Origin of the sequence: Brachybacterium halotolerans subsp. kimchii (genome assembly GCF_020792675.1) — a bacterium.
Classification (GTDB): Bacteria; Actinomycetota; Actinomycetes; order Actinomycetales; family Dermabacteraceae; genus Brachybacterium; species Brachybacterium halotolerans.
Genome location: NZ_CP086254.1, coordinates 1,580,397 through 1,598,278, shown reverse-complemented (window position 1 = coordinate 1,598,278; position 17,882 = coordinate 1,580,397). Strand labels below are relative to the sequence as shown.

Annotated in this window: 16 protein-coding genes; 9 read left to right on the top strand and 7 right to left on the bottom strand. The window is 72.6% G+C overall.

Annotation, left to right across the window (positions count from 1 at the left end):
* Positions 1-31: 31 nt before the first annotated feature.
* Together Bra3105_RS07435 and Bra3105_RS07430 are read left to right on the top strand one after the other, a co-directional pair.
* Entirely contained in the window at positions 32-202 is a 171-nt protein-coding gene (locus Bra3105_RS07435) for a Sp36 family protein (RefSeq protein WP_214651268.1), read from the top strand.
* On the top strand, positions 202-1,038 hold the full coding sequence (locus tag Bra3105_RS07430; RefSeq protein ID WP_228359252.1) for an MBL fold metallo-hydrolase: 837 nt from the start codon (positions 202-204) through the stop codon (positions 1,036-1,038). Before Bra3105_RS07435 ends, Bra3105_RS07430 begins: the two co-directional genes overlap by 1 nt.
* 145 nt (positions 1,039-1,183) lie before the next feature.
* Here the strand turns inward: Bra3105_RS07430 and Bra3105_RS07425 are convergent, their stop codons facing one another.
* The gene (locus Bra3105_RS07425) at positions 1,184-1,861 is read right to left on the bottom strand and encodes a Crp/Fnr family transcriptional regulator (protein WP_152352270.1); all 678 of its coding nucleotides are present in this window, start codon (positions 1,859-1,861) and stop codon (positions 1,184-1,186) included.
* Positions 1,862-2,051: 190 nt separating this feature from the next.
* On the opposite strand from Bra3105_RS07425, the gene Bra3105_RS07420 reads away from it, so the two are divergent.
* The 4 genes from Bra3105_RS07420 to Bra3105_RS07405 all read left to right on the top strand — a co-directional run bounded on the left by Bra3105_RS07420 (position 2,052) and on the right by Bra3105_RS07405 (position 5,288).
* The gene (locus Bra3105_RS07420) at positions 2,052-2,774 is read left to right on the top strand and encodes an endonuclease III domain-containing protein (protein ID WP_228359251.1); all 723 of its coding nucleotides are present in this window, start codon (positions 2,052-2,054) and stop codon (positions 2,772-2,774) included.
* Complete coding sequence (locus tag Bra3105_RS07415; RefSeq protein WP_228359250.1) at positions 2,771-3,568, top strand: NUDIX hydrolase; 798 nt, start codon at positions 2,771-2,773, stop codon at positions 3,566-3,568. The genes Bra3105_RS07420 and Bra3105_RS07415 overlap by 4 nt, the downstream gene beginning before the upstream one ends.
* A gap of 261 nt (positions 3,569-3,829) precedes the next feature.
* Positions 3,830-4,216, top strand: a complete 387-nt coding sequence (locus tag Bra3105_RS07410; protein ID WP_152352267.1) for a cold-shock protein — start codon at positions 3,830-3,832, stop codon at positions 4,214-4,216.
* Between the two features lie 19 nt (positions 4,217-4,235).
* Positions 4,236-5,288 carry a DUF3027 domain-containing protein gene (locus Bra3105_RS07405; protein ID WP_228359249.1) on the top strand — a complete coding sequence of 351 codons (1,053 nt, stop codon included), beginning with the start codon at positions 4,236-4,238 and terminating at the stop codon, positions 5,286-5,288.
* A 47-nt stretch (positions 5,289-5,335) separates the two neighbouring features.
* Here Bra3105_RS07405 and Bra3105_RS07400 read toward each other — a convergent pair whose 3' ends face one another.
* Genes Bra3105_RS07400 through Bra3105_RS07390 form a run of 3 tightly spaced genes read right to left on the bottom strand, consistent with a single transcriptional unit; the run spans position 5,336 to position 8,372 of the window.
* A complete protein-coding gene (locus tag Bra3105_RS07400) occupies positions 5,336-6,547 on the bottom strand; it encodes a DNA polymerase III subunit delta' (protein ID WP_228359248.1) in 1,212 nt (403 codons plus the stop codon).
* A complete protein-coding gene (tmk, locus tag Bra3105_RS07395) occupies positions 6,544-7,278 on the bottom strand; it encodes a dTMP kinase (protein ID WP_228359247.1) in 735 nt (244 codons plus the stop codon). The genes Bra3105_RS07400 and tmk overlap by 4 nt, the downstream gene beginning before the upstream one ends.
* Entirely contained in the window at positions 7,278-8,372 is a 1,095-nt protein-coding gene (locus Bra3105_RS07390) for a Gfo/Idh/MocA family protein (RefSeq protein WP_228359246.1), read from the bottom strand. Before Bra3105_RS07390 ends, tmk begins: the two co-directional genes overlap by 1 nt.
* Positions 8,373-8,644: 272 nt before the next feature.
* On the opposite strand from Bra3105_RS07390, the gene Bra3105_RS07385 reads away from it, so the two are divergent.
* From Bra3105_RS07385 to Bra3105_RS07375, 3 genes are read left to right on the top strand one after another with little or no spacing between them, the layout of a single operon-like run.
* Positions 8,645-9,967 (top strand): ABC transporter substrate-binding protein, encoded by a 1,323-nt coding sequence (locus Bra3105_RS07385; RefSeq protein ID WP_228359245.1) that lies wholly within the window; start codon positions 8,645-8,647, stop codon positions 9,965-9,967.
* Positions 9,968-9,970: 3 nt separating this feature from the next.
* On the top strand, positions 9,971-10,942 hold the full coding sequence (locus Bra3105_RS07380) for a carbohydrate ABC transporter permease (protein WP_228359244.1): 972 nt from the start codon (positions 9,971-9,973) through the stop codon (positions 10,940-10,942).
* The gene (locus tag Bra3105_RS07375; protein ID WP_228359243.1) at positions 10,939-11,868 is read left to right on the top strand and encodes a carbohydrate ABC transporter permease; all 930 of its coding nucleotides are present in this window, start codon (positions 10,939-10,941) and stop codon (positions 11,866-11,868) included. The genes Bra3105_RS07380 and Bra3105_RS07375 overlap by 4 nt, the downstream gene beginning before the upstream one ends.
* 209 nt (positions 11,869-12,077) lie before the next feature.
* On the opposite strand, the gene topA is transcribed toward Bra3105_RS07375, so the two are convergent.
* From topA to Bra3105_RS07360, 3 genes are all read right to left on the bottom strand, one after another.
* Positions 12,078-14,840: a type I DNA topoisomerase gene (gene topA / locus Bra3105_RS07370; RefSeq protein WP_228359242.1), complete on the bottom strand. Its 2,763-nt coding sequence runs from the start codon at positions 14,838-14,840 to the stop codon at positions 12,078-12,080.
* A gap of 110 nt (positions 14,841-14,950) precedes the next feature.
* Positions 14,951-16,135, bottom strand: coding sequence for a phosphatase PAP2 family protein (locus Bra3105_RS07365; RefSeq protein WP_228359241.1), 1,185 nt, complete (start codon positions 16,133-16,135; stop codon positions 14,951-14,953).
* On the bottom strand, positions 16,132-17,790 hold the full coding sequence (locus Bra3105_RS07360; protein ID WP_228359240.1) for a DUF7059 domain-containing protein: 1,659 nt from the start codon (positions 17,788-17,790) through the stop codon (positions 16,132-16,134). The genes Bra3105_RS07365 and Bra3105_RS07360 overlap by 4 nt, the downstream gene beginning before the upstream one ends.
* Positions 17,791-17,882 lie beyond the last annotated feature (92 nt).

Genomic DNA, 17,882 nt, shown 5'->3' with positions numbered 1-17,882 from the left:
AGGCGCGAGTACGGGCCGGTAGGCTCGGGGCATGACCTCCGTGACGCGCTTCGAGTACATCACCGTGCCCCTGCTGATCCACGCGACCAAGCAGATCCTGGACAACTACGGCTCCGACGGCTGGGAGCTCGTGCAGGTGGTCCCCGGCCCGAACCCCGAGTCGCTCGTCGCCTACATGAAGCGCCCCCTCGCGGACGCCTGATGGAGGACGACGTCCCCGCGGGCGCCCAGGACGATTTCCAGAGGGACCCCGACGCTCCGCCCGTCGCGCTCGAGCTCATCCGCGCGGACAACCCGGGGCCGATGACGCTGCAGGGCACCAACACCTACGTGCTGCGCGACGGCGAGGAGTCCTGGGTCGTGGATCCGGGTCCGCTGGACGCCCAGCACCTGGCCGCGATCATCCGCGCCTGCGGCTCGCGCCCCGTGGGCGTGCTCGTGACCCATCGCCACGCCGACCACACCGACGGCGCCGGCACCCTGCGACGTCAGCTGCAGAACCGCACGGGCTGCGAGGTCGCGCTGTGGGCGGCCGACACCCGTGCCGTCGCCGGATCGCGCAAGCCCCCGGCCTCCCTGATCAGCGAGGCCGGCGTCGTCGGCCATGTCATCCACCTGCCCGGGCACACCGCCGACTCCCTCGGCCTGCTGGTCGACGGCGGACGCATGCTCACCGGCGACACCCTGCTGGGCGACGGCTCCTCGACCGTGATCAGCCCGCCCGACGGCAGCCTCACCGAGCACATGCAGTCCCTCGCGATCCTGCGCGCCCTGGCGATCGACGGGCGCATCTCCTCGCTGCATCCCGGGCACGGCTCGCCCGCGACCGATCCTCTCGAGGCGATCGACGCGATCGAGGCGATGATCTCCCACCGCGAGGAGCGCATCGCCCAGGTGAAGGAGGCCCGCGCCGCGGGTGCCCTGAGCATGGACCGGCTTCTGCGCGCGGTCTACGGAGAGGGCCTCGACCCGGCCCTGCGCGGCGCCGCCGAGGACTCGCTGCGCGCGATCCTCGACCACATCGCCCGGACGCGCTGAGCTCGGGCGGCGGCCGGTCGCTCCATGAGAAGCCCCGGCAGCTCCACGAGAAGCGGGGCGTGACGATGACCGGAGTCATCGTCACGCCCCGCTTCTCGTGCGCCGACGGCCCCCGCGGTGCGGGCGCCGGCCGGTCAGCGCGGGATCAGCGTGCGCGGCGGCGCAGGCGCTCCACGTCGATCAGCAGCACGGCGCGGGCCTCGAGGCGGATCCAGCCGCGCGAGGCGAAGTCGGCGAGGGCCTTGTTGACAGTCTCGCGGGAGGCGCCGACGAGCTGGGCGAGCTCCTCCTGGGTGAGGCCGTGGGAGACCATGACGCCGTCGTCCGTCTGGCGGCCGAAGCGCTGGGCGAGGTCCAGCAGGTTCTTGGCGACGCGGCCGGGGACGTCCGCGAAGACGAGGTCGGCGAGCGACTCGTTGGTCTTGCGCAGACGACGGGCGAGCGAGGCCAGCAGGTGGCGTGCCACCTCGGGGCGCTGCGAGAGCACGCGGTACAGGTCCTGCTGGGTGAGGGAGTACAGCGTGGACTCGGCGACGGCCGTGGCGGTCGCGTTGCGGGGAGCGGGATCGAACAGCGAGAGCTCGCCCAGGGTCTCGCCCGGGCCGAGCACCGCGAGGAGGTTCTCGCGGCCGTCGCCCGAGGCGTGGCCGACCTTGACCTTGCCCGCGCCGATGATGAACAGGCGGTCGCCCTGGTCGCCCTCGCGGAAGATCACCGCGCCGCGGTGGTAGTCCTCCTGCGACATCGAGGCCAGCACGGCCTGCTTGCCGTCGTCGTCGAGCGCCGCGAAGAGCGGGGATGAACGTACGATGTTCTCGTCCACGGAACCTCCTGATCTAGGTGATCCCGTCGGGTCCGGGACCGTCGTCATGGGAACCATTGTGACCGATGTGGCGCGGATATGCGTGCTTGCTCACCTGATCCGTGCGTCGCACGGCGCATCCGGCCCGCCCCGCGGAGGCCGCCGGGGTGCCGGGAGCAGGGGCCGCGGAGGGTCCACGAAGGAGCAGCGAGTGTCGGGAGTCTCATCGGCCGACGGACCGGCCGACGTCCGCGAGGTCGTCTCCCGGCTGCGCGCGGAGCACCCCCGGGCGCGCACCGAGCTGGACTTCCGCGACGCCTTCGAGCTGCTCGTCGCCACGGTGCTCAGCGCCCAGACCACCGACGCCCGCGTGAACTCCGTGACCCCGGAGCTGTTCGGGCGCTGGCCGGGACCGGAGGGGCTCGCAGGGGCCGACCCCGCCGAGGTCGAGAAGGTGCTGAAGCCCCTGGGCATGGGGCCGACGCGCGCCGCACGCGTGATCGCCCTGGCACGCGCGCTCCTCGCGGACCACGGGGGCGAGGTGCCCGACGACCAGGACGCCCTCGAGGCGCTGCCGGGGGTCGGCCGGAAGACCGCGTTCGTGGTGCGCGGCGTGCACTTCGGCCGCTCTCTGCTCGCCGTCGACACCCACGTGGCCCGGGTGGCCGGTCGCCTGGGCTGGACCCGCTCACGGCAGGCCCGCACGGTCGAGCACGACGTCGTCGCCCTCGTGCAGAGCGCCGACGCAGCTGCGGAGGAGCGCGATGCAGAGGAGGGCGACGCGGCGGCGGAGACGTCCGATCCCACCACCGATCTCACGGCGCTGTCCCTGCGGCTGATCCTGCACGGCCGGCGCGTGTGCATCGCGCGGTCGCCGCACTGCGCGGAGTGCGCGCTCGCCGACCTCTGCCCGCGGATCGGCGTGGCCGCATGAGCCGCCCCGACGGCGCGCGGGGGACGGGTGCGGGAGCAGACGCTCCGGACCGGCCCGAGCTGCCGGGCTTCCTGCACCCGCTCGCCGAGCGCGCTCGCGCGGGCGACCACACGCTCGCCCTGCCCCGCAGTCCTGGTCCTGCGCGCGATATCACCCGGCGCAGCGCTGTCCTGCTGCTGGTCAGCGGTGCATCGCTCGAGGAGGCGGAGCTCGTCGTCGAGGAGCGCGGACACCGCATGCGCTCCCAGCCCGGCCAGTTCGCCCTGCCCGGCGGCGGCGTCGAGCCGGAGGACGCCGACGTCCGCGCGACCGCCCTCCGCGAGGCCCGCGAGGAGATCGGCCTGGACGCCGAGCAGGTGCACGTGCTCGGGGAGTTCGCGCCCATCCGCATGCCCTGGCGCGGCCAGGTCGTCCACCCCGTCGCCGCCTGGGCGCCCCGCCGTCCGGATCTCGCCGTCGGCGACCCCGTGGAGGTGGAGCGCGTGGTCCGCCTCCCGCTCGTCGGCCCAGACTCCCTGACCGACCCGTCCTGCCGCTTCATGGGCAGCTTCGACGGCCGCGCCGTCGGCCCCGTGTTCTCCCTGAGCCAGGACCGCTTCGTCTGGGGATTCACGGCGATGCTCGTCGAGGGCGCGCTCGAGATCATGGGCCTGGCCCCGGACGACGCCGCCCGCGAGGCGCGCGCCGCCGCCGGCCGCGCCGCGGACGCGTCGGATGAACGGAGCGCCGTGCCCGCCGCACCGCCCCGCATCGAGATCCCGCCCGAGCGCCGCCGCGAGGGTCCGCGCGCCTGACGGGCGCGTCGCCGCCGTTGCGGTCTCGCCGGCTCCTATGCGGTGTCTGCCGCCCCGGATGCGGCGCCCGTCGCCCCCGATGCGGCGCCCCTCACCGCGGCGGGGAATACCCGCGCGTCCGCGCCCGCGCGGGCGTTAGACTGGAGCGCCGCGTCTGCGCCCGCAGATACCGCCCCGGGCAGTGCCCGCCGGGGCCGCCCGCGAGGGCCCGACGCGGCGATCACCATCACCCAGACGACTCCGTGAAGGACAGGGATCCGCGTGCCTCGTGGCAAGGTGAAGTTCTACGACGCCGAGAAGGGCTTCGGCTTCGTGCGGGACGACGAGTCCGGCGAGAGCGTGTACGTGCACGCCTCCACCCTCCCCGAGGGCGCCGAGACCCTGCGCCCGGGCACCAAGGTCGAGTTCGACATCGCCGACGGCCGCCGCGGTCCGCAGGTGCTGTCGCTGCGCCTTCTGGAGGCCGCACCCTCGGTGACCCGTGCCCGTCGGCCCAAGCCCGACGACATGGCCGGGATGGTCGAGGACCTGATCCGTCTGCTGGACGATGCCGGGAACGGCCTGCGCAAGGGGCGCTACCCCGACGCGGGCCACTCCCACAAGATCGCGACCGTGCTGCGAGCCGTCGCCGACAACTTCGAGGCCTGAGGACACCCACCGCATGCCGATGACTGCTGAGACCGACACCCCCGAGACCAGCGAGAGCGCCGCTCCCGCCACCGCCCCGGCCGCCGCCGCCAAGCGTCGGCCCCGCGCGCGCACCGCGCGCCCGAAGCTCGACGCCGTGAGCGCCGCCGCGGTCGACCTCGCGCGCGAGGCGCTGATCGAGGTCACCGAGCCCGACCAGGTCGGCGAGCACCTGCGCGTCGAGGCGAGCGGGGAACGACTGGTCACGCACGTGTTCGCGTGCGCGATGCCCGGCTACAGCGGCTGGGTGTGGAACGTCGTCCTCGCCCGCGCTCCCCGCGCGAAGCAGGCCACCGTGTGCGAGACCGTGCTGCTTCCCGGCGACAGCGCGCTGCTCGCCCCCGACTGGGAGCCCTGGGCGGAGCGCCTGAAGCCCTCCGACGTCGGCGCCGACGACCTGCTGCCCTACCAGGAGGCCGACGAGCGCCTCGAGCAGGGCTACGAGCAGACCGACGACGCCGACGCCGACCGCGTCGCACAGTGGGAGCTCGGGCTCGGACGCCCGCGCGTGCTCTCGCCCGTCGGGCGCGAGGAGGCCGCCGACCGCTGGTTCGCCGGCGACTTCGGCCCGCGTCCCGTCTCGGCCCGCAAGCGTCGGGGCACCGTGACCGCGACCTGCTCCTCGTGCGGGTTCCTCACGCTCATGGCCGGTTCGCTGCGCACCGAGTTCGGCGTGTGCACCAACGAGTGGTCCGTCGCCGACGGCCACGTGGTGCACCTCGACTACGGCTGCGGCTCGCACTCGGAGACCGGCAAGGAGGAGTCCCACCAGGACTCCGACCCCGAGGAGGGTGTCGTCGTCGACGAGTACCGGGTCGACGTCGACCGAAGCACGAGCAGCGACGAGGATGCCGCGGTGGTCGAGGAAGCGACGGAGACCGAAGGCGCTGCCGAGACTGAGGGCGCTGCCGAGGCCACGGACTCTGCTGCGACCGCGGAGCCCGGCGAGGCCGAGGCCGCAGGAGACGCAGCCGACGCACCTGACGCCGTCTCGGAGGAGACCACGGAGGACTCGCCGAGCGCCGCTCTCTGAGCGCTTTCTGCCTCTGACCAGAGCGGGGGCTCAGCCGACGCGGAGGCTCAGCCGGCGCGGACGGCGATCCGGGCGAGCAGCGCCTCGGTCGCGAGCAGCGGCGGGACGTTGCCGGCGATCCTCGTGCGCGCCTGCTGCACGGCGTCGAGCAGAGCGAGGGTGACCTGCGGATCCCCGCCCTCGGCGGCGTGCACGATGTCCTCGCGCACGCCCGGGTTCACGAGTTCCGCGCCCGTGCCCAGCTGCAGCACGAGCACATCGCGCAGCACCGAATGGGCGTCCAGCAGGTAACGGTCCAGGACGTCCCGCACCAGGCGCGTGCGCCGGCGCTTCGCATCGTCCTCGAGCTGGCGCATCTGCGAGCGCAGCGACGGGGGGACCTTGCCGTCCTCGATGCCCGCCGAGCGCAGGAAGCGCTCCTTCTCCTTCGCGGCGACGTCGTCCGCCGTCGCGGCGGCCTCGGCGTTCGCGCGCTCCATGAGCGTGCCGGCCGCGAGCACTGCCTGGCCGCTGCTGCGCAGACCCAGGAGGGTGCGGGCCGATTCCTCGCGCGCCTCGAGCGCGCCGGGCTGCGTCGCGTACCGCAGGGCGAGTCCGATGTGGCCTTGCGCGGCGAGGGCCGCGCGTTCGGCGAGGTCCGGGTCGGCGCCGTCGCGGCGGACCAGCAGCTCGGCGACGTCGGACGCTCGCGGGATCGCGAGGGTGACCACGCGGCAGCGGGAGCGGATCGTGGGCGCGAGGTCCTCGGCCGACGGCGCGCACAGCATCCACACCGTGTGCGGGGGCGGCTCCTCGATCGACTTCAGCAGCACGTTGAAGGTGCCCGCGCTCATGCGGTCGGCGTCCTCGATGATGATGACCCGGTGCGCGCCGGTCGCCGGTGAGCGCTGCGCGGTGAGCACCAGGGAGCGGACCTCCTCCTTGGAGATCGAGAGCTTGTCGGTCGCCACCGCGGTGACGTCCGGGTGGGTGCCCGCGAGGACCGTCCGGCAGGCGTGGCAGTGCCCGCAGCCCTCACCGGTCTCGCACTGCAGGGTCGCGGCGAAGGCTCGGGCCGCCGTCGACCGGCCCGAGCCGGGCGGGCCCGTGATCAGCCAGGCCTGTGCGAGGGAGCCCTCGGGGGAGGCGGCGCGGCGGAATTGCGCGACCGCGGCCTCCTGGCCCACGACGTCTGCCCACACGCCTGCCGGCCCGGCACCCGTCGGACCCGCTCCCGTCGGACCCGTTCCGGTCGGACCGGCGCTCGTCGGCGTGCTCATCGGTCGTCGGCCCCGGGGTGCGAGGTGTCGACCTCGAAGGTCGGGTCGAGCGTCGCGAGGTCGTCGGCGATCGCCGCGAGGACCTCCTCGTGCACCTCCTGGGGGCTGCGGGAGGCGTCCACGACCACGAAGCGGTCCGGGTCGGCCTCGGCGAGCTCGAGGAACTCGGCGCGCACGGCGTCGTGGAAGGCGCGGCCCTCGCGCTCGAGCCGGTCCAGCGAATGGGCCTCGCGGCGCTCCGAGAGGGCGTCGGGGTGCAGGTCCAGCAGGATCGTGCGATGGGGGAGCAGGCCGTCGGTCGCCCACAGGCTGAGGGCGGCGATCTGCTCCTGGGAGAGCGAGCGGCCCACACCCTGGTAGGCGATCGAGGAGTCCAGGTAGCGGTCGGCGAGCACGAGGCCGCCGCGGGCCAGGTGCGGGCGCACCACCGTCTCGATGTGGTGGGCCCGGTCCGCCGCGTACAGCAGGGCCTCGGCACGGGCGCTCACGTCGCCGCCGTGCAGCACGAGCTCGCGAATGCTCTTCCCGAGCTCGGTGCCTCCGGGCTCGCGCGTGGTGAGCACGAGGTCCTCGGCCACCTCGCGGCGATGCACGAGGTGATCGAGGAGCATCCCGATCTGGGTTGTCTTGCCCGCGGCCTCCCCGCCCTCGAACGAGATGAACAGCCCCCGGCGCGGGGGATGGGGCGCGGGGACGCGCAGCGTGCGCATGCCGATCGACGATCCTGTCATCAGCGGGCGGTCTCCTCTGGTCGGGCATCGGGGGTGGTGCGCGGTGCGGCGACCTGCGCACGCGCGGCATCGAGCGCCTCCATCACGGCGATGGTGTCGTGCCAGGTCATGAGCGGCGATTCGAGGTCTCCGGCGGTGATCCGGCGCGCCGCCTCCGCGGCCTCGTAGGCGAGTCCGTCGTCGGGGCCGACGGGGCCGTCGTGGGTCGAGGTCGGGTCGGGGACGGATGCGGTGCTGCCGTCGTGCATCTCGACGCGGACCTCGCCGGGGGCGAAGAACATGCCCTCGAGCACGAGGCGCCCCTCGGTGCCGAGGATCTCGGCGTCGTTCCCCGCGCGCGCCGCGAGGGTGGTCACGAGCGAGGCCCGGGCCCGCGGGTGCGCGGTCGAGGACGCGAGCACGTGCACGGTCTCGTCGACCCCCGCGGGGGTGAGCGTGCCGGAGGCGGTCAGCTCCGTGAGGTCCCCGAGCACCATCTGCGCGAAGCTCAGGGGGTAGACGCCCAGGTCCAGCAGGGCGCCGCCGCCCAGCTGCGGGGCGTGGAGCCGGTGACCCGGGTCGAAGGGGAAGTGCTGGCCGTGGGTCGCGCGCAGCGAGACGATCTCGCCCAGCAGGCCCGATGCGAGCACGCTGCGCACCACGTCGAAGCGCGGCAGGAAGCGCGACCACAGCGCCTCCATGAGGAACAGCCCGCGCTCGCGGGCGAGGCCCACCAGGTCGCCGGCCTCGTCGGCCGTCATCGTGAAGGCCTTCTCGAGCAGCACCGGGTACCCGGCCTCGAGCACGGTGCGCGCCATCTGGTGGTGCGCGGAGTGCGGGGAGGCGATGTAGACCGCGTCGAAGCCGCCGGCGGCGAGCATCCGCGGCAGGGAGTCGAAGGCGGCGTCCAGACCGTGCGTGCGGGCGAAGGCCTCGGCGCGCTCGGCGGAGCGCGAGGCCACGGCCACGGCGCGCGAGGCAGTGGCCCGGCCCAGGGTCTCGGTGAACTGGGTCGCGATGTGCCCCGGGGAGACCACGGCCCAGCGCAGCGGCGGGGCCTCGCGCGGGTCCGCGACCGTGGACGCGGGCAGCTCCAGCGGGGGTCGGGACGTCATGCCTTCAATCTATCGGTCCGCCCCGACACCCGGGGCTCGTGTGGACGGGGCCGCGTCCCGTCGGCCGAACCCACGAGCCCGCAGGTCACGGATCGGTGAAGAAAGTGCCCGAAATGTCGACTGAGAGCTACGCCACAGGTGAGCCCGGGTTACTCTCGGCCCAGGCGACGGAGCCTCCGCGGGTCCTTCGCACCACACGTCGGCGGCGACCGCCGTCAGCGCATCGTCCACCGCATGCACGCGGCACGGAACACGGCATGAAGGAGCCCCAGATGAGCAGCAGCAATCACGGTCTCGGTCGGCGCTCGGTCCTCGCGGCCGGCGGACTCGGCGCCTCCGCGCTCGGTCTCGCCGCGTGCGGCGGCTCGGACGACTCGTCCTCGGGCGGCTCCGGCGGCGGCGCGAGCGCGGACTTCGACGAGCGCGGGCCGATCACGTTCGCGACCGGCAAGGACACCACCGGCGTCCTCAAGGACTTCCTGGACCGCTGGAACAAGGACCACTCCGACGAGAAGGTCACCCTCGTCGAGCTCCCCGAGAGCGCCGACGACCAGCGCAGCCAGTTCATCAACAACGCCCAGGCGAAGTCCGACGCATACACCGTGCTGGGCCTCGACGTCGTGTGGACCGCGGAGTTCGCGGCCAACCAGTGGGTCGTCGAGCTGCCCAAGGACAAGCTCCCGATCGACGACATGATCCCCGCGACCGTCGAGACCGCGACCTACTTCGACAAGCTCTACGCGATGCCCTACGCGACCAACGGCCAGCTGCTGTTCTCCCGCAAGGACCTGCTGAAGGACGCCGGGTACGACGAGCCGCCGGCCACCTACGACGAGATGTACGAGATCATCGAGAAGGTCACGGCCGACGACAGCGGCATCAACGGCTTCGGCGGCCAGTTCGCCAAGTACGAGGGCCTGACCTGCCAGCTCACCGGGGTCGTGAAGTCCGCCGGAGGGGAGCTGTTCGACAAGGACGGCAAGCCTCAGGCCGACAGCGACACCGCGAAGCTCGGCCTGCAGACCCTCCGCGACGGCTTCGACAACAAGTACATCCCCAAGGAGGCGCTGACCTACAAGGAGGAGGAGTCCCGCCAGGCCTTCCAGGACGGCAAGCTCGTGTTCCTGCAGAACTGGCCGTACGTGTACGACAAGTTCCAGGCCGACGACGGCTCCTCGAAGGTCAAGGACAAGGTCTCCGTCTCCCTGGTGCCCGCGGTCAAGGGCGAGGGCACGTCGACCGTCGGCGGCCTGAACTACGCGATCAGCGCGTTCGCGAAGAACATGGGCACGGCCTTGGACTTCATCGCGTTCATGGGCGCCGCGGAGCAGCAGAAGGCCTGGTTCCTGCAGACGGGCAATCCGACCGCCGCGACCGCCGTCTACGAGGACGAGGACCTCAAGGAGAAGTACCCGTTCCTCGACACCCTCAAGGACTCGATCGACAAGGGCGCCGTGCGTCCCCAGGTCGTGAAGTACGGCGACGTCACGCAGGCCATCCAGGAGGCCGCCTACGGCTGCCTCTCCGGTGACACCGAGACCGACGCCGCGCTGAGCGATCTGCAGAAGCAGCTCACCGACCTCACCGAGAAGTGAGCCATGGCAGACCCGCATTCCCGCCGTGTCACCGGCGGGCAGGGCCGCATGGCCTATCTCCTGCTGCTGCCGACGCTCGTGCTGCTGGCCCTCGTGGTCGGCTTCCCGCTCGTGCTCTCGGCCTGGCAGTCGCTGACCCAGTCCGGCGGTGACATCGACCCCGAGACCGGGATCATCAAGCAGGGCGACACGTTCGTCGGCCTCGACAACTACGCGGAGGCGTTCACCGGCTCGGGCGCCGGCGCCGGATTCTGGAACGCCTTCTGGAACACGACGCTGTTCACCGTGGTGGGCGTCAGCATCGAAACCGTGCTGGGCGTGTCCATGGCCCTGATCATGGCGCGCGCGATGCGCTCGACCGGCATCGTGCGCGCCTCGATCCTGGTGCCCTGGGCGATCCCCACCGTGGTCTCCGCCCTCATGTGGCAGCTGATCTTCGACGCCAACGGCATCTTCAACCGGGTGATCCACTACCAGGTGCTGTGGACGACCGAGGGCTGGCAGGCCAAGGCCGCCGTGCTCATCGCGGACATCTGGAAGACCGCCCCGTACATCGGGCTGCTGACCCTCGCGGGTCTGCAGACGATCGACGACCAGGTCTACGAGGCCGCGAAGATGGACGGCGCCAACCGCTGGGACACCTTCTGGCGGATCACGCTGCCGCTCGTGCGCCCCGTGCTCGTGGTCGCGGTGCTCTTCCGCCTCCTGGACGCGATGCGCATGTTCGACCTGCCCTACGTCCTGCTGGGCCGGCTCGAATCCGGGCAGACCCTCTCGATGCTCGCCTCCGACGCCGCGGGCAAGACGAACTACGGCCTCGCCTCGGCGTACTCGATGATCCTGTTCGCCTACATCTGCCTGGTGGCGTTCGTGTTCATCCGAGTGCTCGGGGCCGACGTCATCGGCGAGCAGAACAAGCCCGCGCGGCGCACGGCCCGCAGACTCCGCACCACGGCAGAGGGGAGCATGGCATGACCAGCGCATCCGGCAGCGCACCCGGCGGCGGCACGCAGATCCGCTCGCGCACCGGCGAGGTGCTCTCGCCCAAGAAGATCAAGGGCGGGCGCGCCGGGTCGATCGTCATCGCGATCGGCATGGCGCTCATCCTCGTCTACTGCCTGCTGCCCTTCTACTGGATGGCCGTCTCCTCCCTCCGCCTGCCCAGCGAGGGCCGCTCCACGGAGCTGATCCCGAACCCGATCAGCTTCGAGAACTACGTGGCGGTGTTCGACCCGGACAACCACTTCGCCCGGGCGCTGGCCAACTCCCTCGTGGTCGCGGGCGGCACGACGGTGCTGGTGCTCCTGCTGGGCACCTTCGGCGCCTACGCCCTCGCGCGGCTGGACTTCGCCGGGAAGGTGCTCGTCATGTTCATGATCGTCGCCACCTCGATGTTCCCGGTGATCACCCTCGTGGTCCCCCTGCTGAAGCTGTTCAGCGGCGGATTCGAGTGGTGGCCGTTCAACTGGATCAACAGCTACCAGGCGATGATCCTGCCCACCATGTCGTTCGCGCTGCCGCTGGCCGTGTGGAACCTCAACGCGTTCTTCCGGCAGCTGCCGGTCGAGCTCGAGCAGGCGGCGATGGTGGACGGCACCACCCGCTTCGGCGCGTTCTGGCGGATCATCCTGCCGCTCGCCGCGCCGGGCGTGTTCACCACCGCGATCATCACCTTCATCGCGGCATGGAACGAGTTCCTCATCGCGCTGACGATGGTGAACCAGCCCGCGATGCAGACCGCGAACGTCGCGATCTCCAAGTTCACCGGCTCCTCGCAGTTCGACACCCCGTACGGCACGAAGATGGCCGCCGGCGTGATCGTCACGGTGCCGCTGATCATCCTGGTGCTGGTCTTCCAGCGCCGCATCATCGGCGGCCTCGCGGCGGGGTCCGTGAAATAGCGCCGACGTCGAGGCGCGGGGGGCGGACGAACGGGTCCGCCCCCGGCGACGTTGACGGGGGCGGACGATCACGGGGCGGGCGGCCGGATGCTGCTCGGGCCCGGCGTCACCATGACGCCGTCACTCTAGGCCTTTCCGGTGATCCGGGACACAACCGGAACGCGTGATTCGTCGCTTTGTTGCGAGGTCGTGACCTGGCGGCGCGGGAGTCAGCTCTTCGTGGTGCTCGAGCTGCCGGACTTCGGCGCGGCCTTCTTCGTCGTGCTCTTGGCCGTGCTCTTCGACGCGCTCTTGGTCGTGGTCTTGCGGGTGGTGCTGCGACCGCCCTTCTTGGCCGGCCCCTTCGCGCGCTTCTCGGCGAGGCGCTCGACGGCGACCTCGTGGGTGAGGGCGTCCAGGGAGTCGTCGCGGCGCAGGGTCACGTTCGTCGTCCCGTCGGTGATGTAGGCGCCGAAGCGGCCGTCCTTCACCACGATCGGCTTCTCGCTCGTCGGATCCGTGCCCAGTTCCTTGAGCGGCGGCTTCGCGGCCGCGCGGCCGCGCTGCTTGGGCTGGGAGTAGATCTTCTTCGCCTCGTCCAGGGTGATCGAGAAGATCTGCTCCTCGGTCTCCAGCGAGCGCGAGTCCGTGCCCTTCTTGAGGTACGGGCCGTAGCGGCCGTTCTGCGCGGTGATATCGGTGCCGTCCTCGTCGGCCCCCACCACGCGCGGCAGCGAGAGCAGCTTGAGGGCGTCGTCGAGGTCGACGGTGGCCAGGTCCATGGACTTCAGCAGCGACGCGGTGCGGGGCTTGGGGCGCTTGGACTTGGGGGTCTTGTCGTCCGGGTCCTCCGGCAGCACCTCGGTGACGTAGGGGCCGTAGCGGCCGTCCTTGACGATCACGTCATGGCCGGTCTCCGGGTCCTCGCCCAGCACGCGGCCGTCGTCCTTCTGGCGCTCGAGCAGCTCGCGGGCCTTCTCGACGGTCAGCTCGTCGGGCGCGAGATCGTCGGGCAGGCTCGCGCGCTGCGGCGGGGCCGGCTCGGCGTCGGGAGCCGCGGGCGCGGCGTCCGGGTCGACGGGCGCGGGGCGCTCCACGTAGGCGCCGTAGCGGCCCACGCGCAGCGTGATGTCCTCGCCGATCGGGATCGAGTTGATCTCGCGGGGGTCGATGTCGCCCTGGTGCTCGACCATGGGCTGCAGTCCGATGGGGCCGTCGGTCCCGTCGGCCCGATAGAAGTCGTCGAGGTACTCGCTGCGGCCCAGCTCGCCGCGGGCCATCTTGTCGAGCTGCTCCTCCATCTGGGCGGTGAAGTCGTAGTCGATGAACGGCCCGAAGTGCTCCTCGAGCAGCTTGACCACGGCGAACGCCGTCCAGCTGGGCACGAGCGCCGAGCCGCGGCGCAGCACGTAGCCGCGGTCCTGGATCGTGGTCACGGTCGAGGCGTAGGTCGAGGGGCGGCCGATGCCGCGCTCCTCGAGCGCCCGCACCAGCGAGGCCTCCGTGAAGCGCGGGGGAGGGGTGGTGGTGTGGCCGTCGGGCACGAGCGCCTCGACGTCCAGCATGTCTCCCTCGTCCATCTGCGGCAGGCGCTTGTCGTTCTCGTCCTGCTCGCCGTAGCGCGAGGCGTCGCGGCCCTCCTCGTAGGCGGCCATGAAACCGCGGAAGGTGATGACAGTGCCCGAGGCGCGGAAGGTGGCGGCGCGGCCGGCCTTCTCGACGGCCAGCTCGACGGAGCTCGTGGTGCCCTTGGCGTCGGCCATCTGGGAGGCGACCGTGCGCTTCCAGATCAGCTCGTAGAGACGGAAGTCGTCGCCCGAGAGCTGGCCGGCGACCTGCGCGGGCGTGCGGAAGCGGTCCCCGGCGGGGCGGATCGCCTCGTGCGCCTCCTGCGCGTTCTGGGACTTGTTCTGGTAGTGGCGCGGCTTCTCGGGCACGTACTGCGAGCCGTAGAGCTCGGCGGCCTGGGCGCGCGAGGCGCTGATCGCCTCGCCCGACAGCGCCACGGAGTCCGTACGCATGTAGGTGATGTACCCGTTCTCGTACAGCCCCTGCGCGACGCGCATGGTCTGACGGGCGCCCAGGCGCAGCTTGCGCGAGGCCTCCTGCTGGAGGGAGGAGGTGGTGAACGGGGCGGCGGGCCGACGGGTGTAGGGCTTGGACTCCAGGCTCGCGACCCGTGCCTGCGCGCCCTCGAGCGCGGAGACCAGCGCGGTCGCCGACTCCTCGGTGAGCACCGTCGCAGCGGACGCCTTCTGCTTCAGGGTGCCGTCGTCGGCGAAGTCGGAGCCGGTCGCGACGCGCGAGCCGTCGACGCTCGCGATGCGGGCCGAGAAGGCCGCGTCCGAGCCGGCGAAGGTGCCGGTCACGTCCCAGTAGTCGGAGGGCACGAAGGCCATGCGCTCGCGCTCGCGCTCCACGACCAGGCGGGTCGCCACGGACTGCACGCGGCCCGCGGAGAGCGAGGGGCGGATCTTGCGCCACAGCACCGGGGAGAGCTCGAAGCCCACGAGCCGGTCGAGGATGCGGCGGGTCTCCTGCGCATCGACCAGGTGGTCGTCGATCTCGCGGGTGTTCGTCAGCGCCGCCTGGATCGCGTCGCGCGTGATCTCGTGGAAGACCATGCGGTGCACCGGCAGGGACTTCTTGGGCTTGAGGGTCTCCAGCAGGTGCCAGGCGATCGCCTCCCCCTCGCGGTCCTCATCGGTGGCGAGGTAGAGGGTGTCGGCGTCCTTGAGCTTCTTCTTGAGGTCCGCGACCGTCTTCTTCTTGTCGGCGCTGACCACGTAGTAGGGGTCGAAGCCGTTCTCGACGTCGACGCCGAACTTGCCGTAGGGCCCCTTCTTCATGTCCGCCGGCAGATCGCGGGGGACCGGGATGTCACGGATGTGGCCGACGGACGCCTCGACGACGTAGTCGTCCCCGAGGTACCGGGCGATCGTCCTCGCCTTGGCAGGGGACTCCACGATCACGAGATGGCGCGAGCCGGTCACTTGTACCGTCCTTCCGGGGGTTCTGGCGGCGCCGGAGCGGGTCCGGGAAGCCGTTGCGCGGGTGCCTGGGTGGCTCCGGCGTGCTCACCGTACACGCTCCGGCCACGTGGTCACCGGGACAGGGGTCCCGCGGGACGTGCGAGGTCCGGCACGCGCAGTCCCAGCGCGGCGGCGGTGAGGACGGCGACGCATCCCGGGATCACGAGCACCGTGGCCAGGTAGGCGCGGGCCTGGTGGGAGGCGTCGTCGAGGTCGATGGGGGTGGGGACCGTGGCGAGCACCACCATGCCCGCGGCCACAGCGATCGCGCCGAGCACCGCGAGCAGCGGTCCCGCCCCGCGCCCGGCACGGGCGTCGCGCGGATGCGCGAGCCCCTCGGGGCCGCGCGGGGTGCGGGCGAGGGCGAGCGCCGCGTCGACCGCGAGCAGCAGGAACGCCCACGCTCCCGTGACCAGCAGGGCGCCGAGCACGTCGCTGGGCCGGTGCCAGCCGCCCGCGATCGTGCCCACCCCGGCGGCGGCGACCCATGCCGTCCCCAGGATCGCGACCAGGCCGCGGATCCGCGCGGGGCAGACGAGGATCAGGGAGAGGGCCACGGAGATCGCGAGCGCCGTGTGGCCGGAGGGGAAGGAGTTCGGGGTGACGTCGATGTCCTGCGCGAGCGCGGTGCGGTCCACGACGAAGGACTTCACGATCTGCACCGAGAGGTTGGCGCCGGCCACGATCACGAGGATCTGCAGCAGCAGGGACGGCCGCCGCCGCACGAGCGCGAACACTGCGGCCAGGGCGAGCAGGATCAGCACCACCGGGACCGTCACCGTGTTCAGTGCGGGGAAGATGACCTGCGTGATCGGGCCGTGGTCGTTCTGCGCCGCCGAGAGGATCAGCTGGTCGAGCCGCTGCCCGCGCGCCGTGCCGACGGCGCCCTTCGCGAGCAGGACCGTGAGCGCCGTGCAGACCGCGGCGCCCAGCAGACCCACGAGCAGCCGGGGGACGAGGCCGCTGCGGCGATGGGGGCCGACGGGGACCGCGGCCGGGGCGGTCGGGTCGAGTGCGTCGACGTCCTCGGGGTGACGTGGCCCGTCGGGCCCCGGGAGGTCGTCGGCCCGATGGAACTCGTCGGCCCGACGGAACTCGTCGGGACCCGGGAAATCGTCGGGCGCACGGACCTCATCGGGCTCGTCGGGCTCGACGGGCGTGCTCTGCCCGTACCCGGACCCCGGGCGACGGGAGCCGTGCGGATCGTCCCCGGGCCGCATGGCCTCGTGCCGCCTGTCCTCGCGCCGCGCGTTCACAGCGTCACCATCGAGGTGCGGATCATCTCGCGCAGCTGCGGGAGCACGCGCTCGCGGGCGGCGGCCTCGTCCTCGTCGGTCAGGGCGCAGACCGCGCCCAGGACCTGGCCGAGCGTCAGCGTCCCGTCGAGCGCGCCGACGACGGCGGCGAGCACCTGGTCCTCCCGGATGGTGCGGGCGAAGCCTCCGCCCTGCACGAGCTCGATGAGCATGGGGTCGAACTCGCCGGGGGTGAGGTGGCGGCGCTCGACCACGTCCGCCGCGCGCACCGGACGGGAGGCGAGCAGGGCCTCGTCGTCGAGCCGGGCCAGGGCGTCGAGGGCCGTCAGGCCCGCCCCGATGTGCTCGGACAGGGTGCCGCTCCCGGTTCCGGTGACCTCCTCGAGGAGCACCTGGGCGCCGTCGGGGCGCGGCGTCCCGGGGCGGTGCAGCAACAGGTAGCCGAAGCCGATGCCGGTGGTGCCGCGGGCCTCGAAGTCCTCGAGCCAGGCCTCCTGCATGCTCCGCCACGCGGCGTCCCGCACGGTGATCCCGCCGTCGCGCGCCCAGGTCTCCGCGTACTGGGCGGCGTCCTCGCTCTCGCGCTGGATCACCCAGGCGTCGATCCCGTCGGCCAGGACCGGCTCGAGCCATGCCCGCGGATGCACGTCCCATGCGGTGTCCGCGCTGATCTCCCAGTTCGAGAGCATGAGGGCGCTCCCGCCGGGGGAGAGGTGAGGGGGCAGGTCGGCGAGGAGCTCGGCGGTGAGCACATCGCCCGTGCGGCCGCCGTCGCGGTAGGTCCACTGCGCGACCCCGCCGCTGCGGGGCGTGATGACGAAGGGCGGGTTGCTCACCACCAGGTCGAACTGCTCGCCGGCCACGGGCTCGAGCAGCGATCCCTCCCGCAGCTCGAGCTCGATGCCGTTGAGCGCCGCGTTGAAGGCGGCGAAGGCGAGCGCGCGGGGAGAGAGGTCGGTGGCCACGACGTGGTCGGCGTGCCGGGAGGCGTGCAGCGCCTGGATGCCGCCGCCGCAGCCCAGGTCCAGCACCCGCCCCACGTGCCCGCGCGGCGTGATCCGGGCGAGGGTCAGCGAGGCGCCGCCCACGCCGAGCACGTGGTCCGAGGAGAGCGGTGCACCGGTCGCAATCTCGGAGAGGTCCGAGGCGATCCACCACTGGATCTCGCCGAGGTCGTCGCTCGCGGCGTAGGGGGAGAGGTCGACGGCGGCGCGCACGCGCGCTGCGCGAGAGCCGCCGTCGCGGGTGCCGTCGGGGGCGCCGTCGGGGGCGCCGGAGACGTCGCCCTCCGCGACCGCCTCCGCGTCGATCTCCTCGACGAGGCCCAGCGCGAGCGCGCCCTGAAGGCCCAGGGTGGGAAGGGCGCGCTCGACGAGATCCCGGCGGAGCGCGCCGCCGAGGGTGAACAGCCACAGCAGCACCGCCGTGGGCCTCTCGTCCTGAGCCAGGATCCGGCGCGCGGGGATCGGGTTCTCGCGGCCCAGGGCGTCGTGCGCGAGCGGACCCAGCAGGTCGCGGCAGGCCTGCGTCGTGAAAGGTGCCGCCGCGAGGTCGCTGCGCAGCGCATCGAGCAGGGCGGACTCCACGCGCGGGGGCGCCGGCGCGCGCTCGGCGGACGCGGGGGCGCGCGTGGCGGGGGCGTTGTCGGCGGGCATGGCTACGATTGTGCCCCAGGTGCCCGGACGTGATCCGGACATGCGCTGGACGGGCGGTCCCAGAACCGCTCCCGGCCCCGAACCGGGCCGCG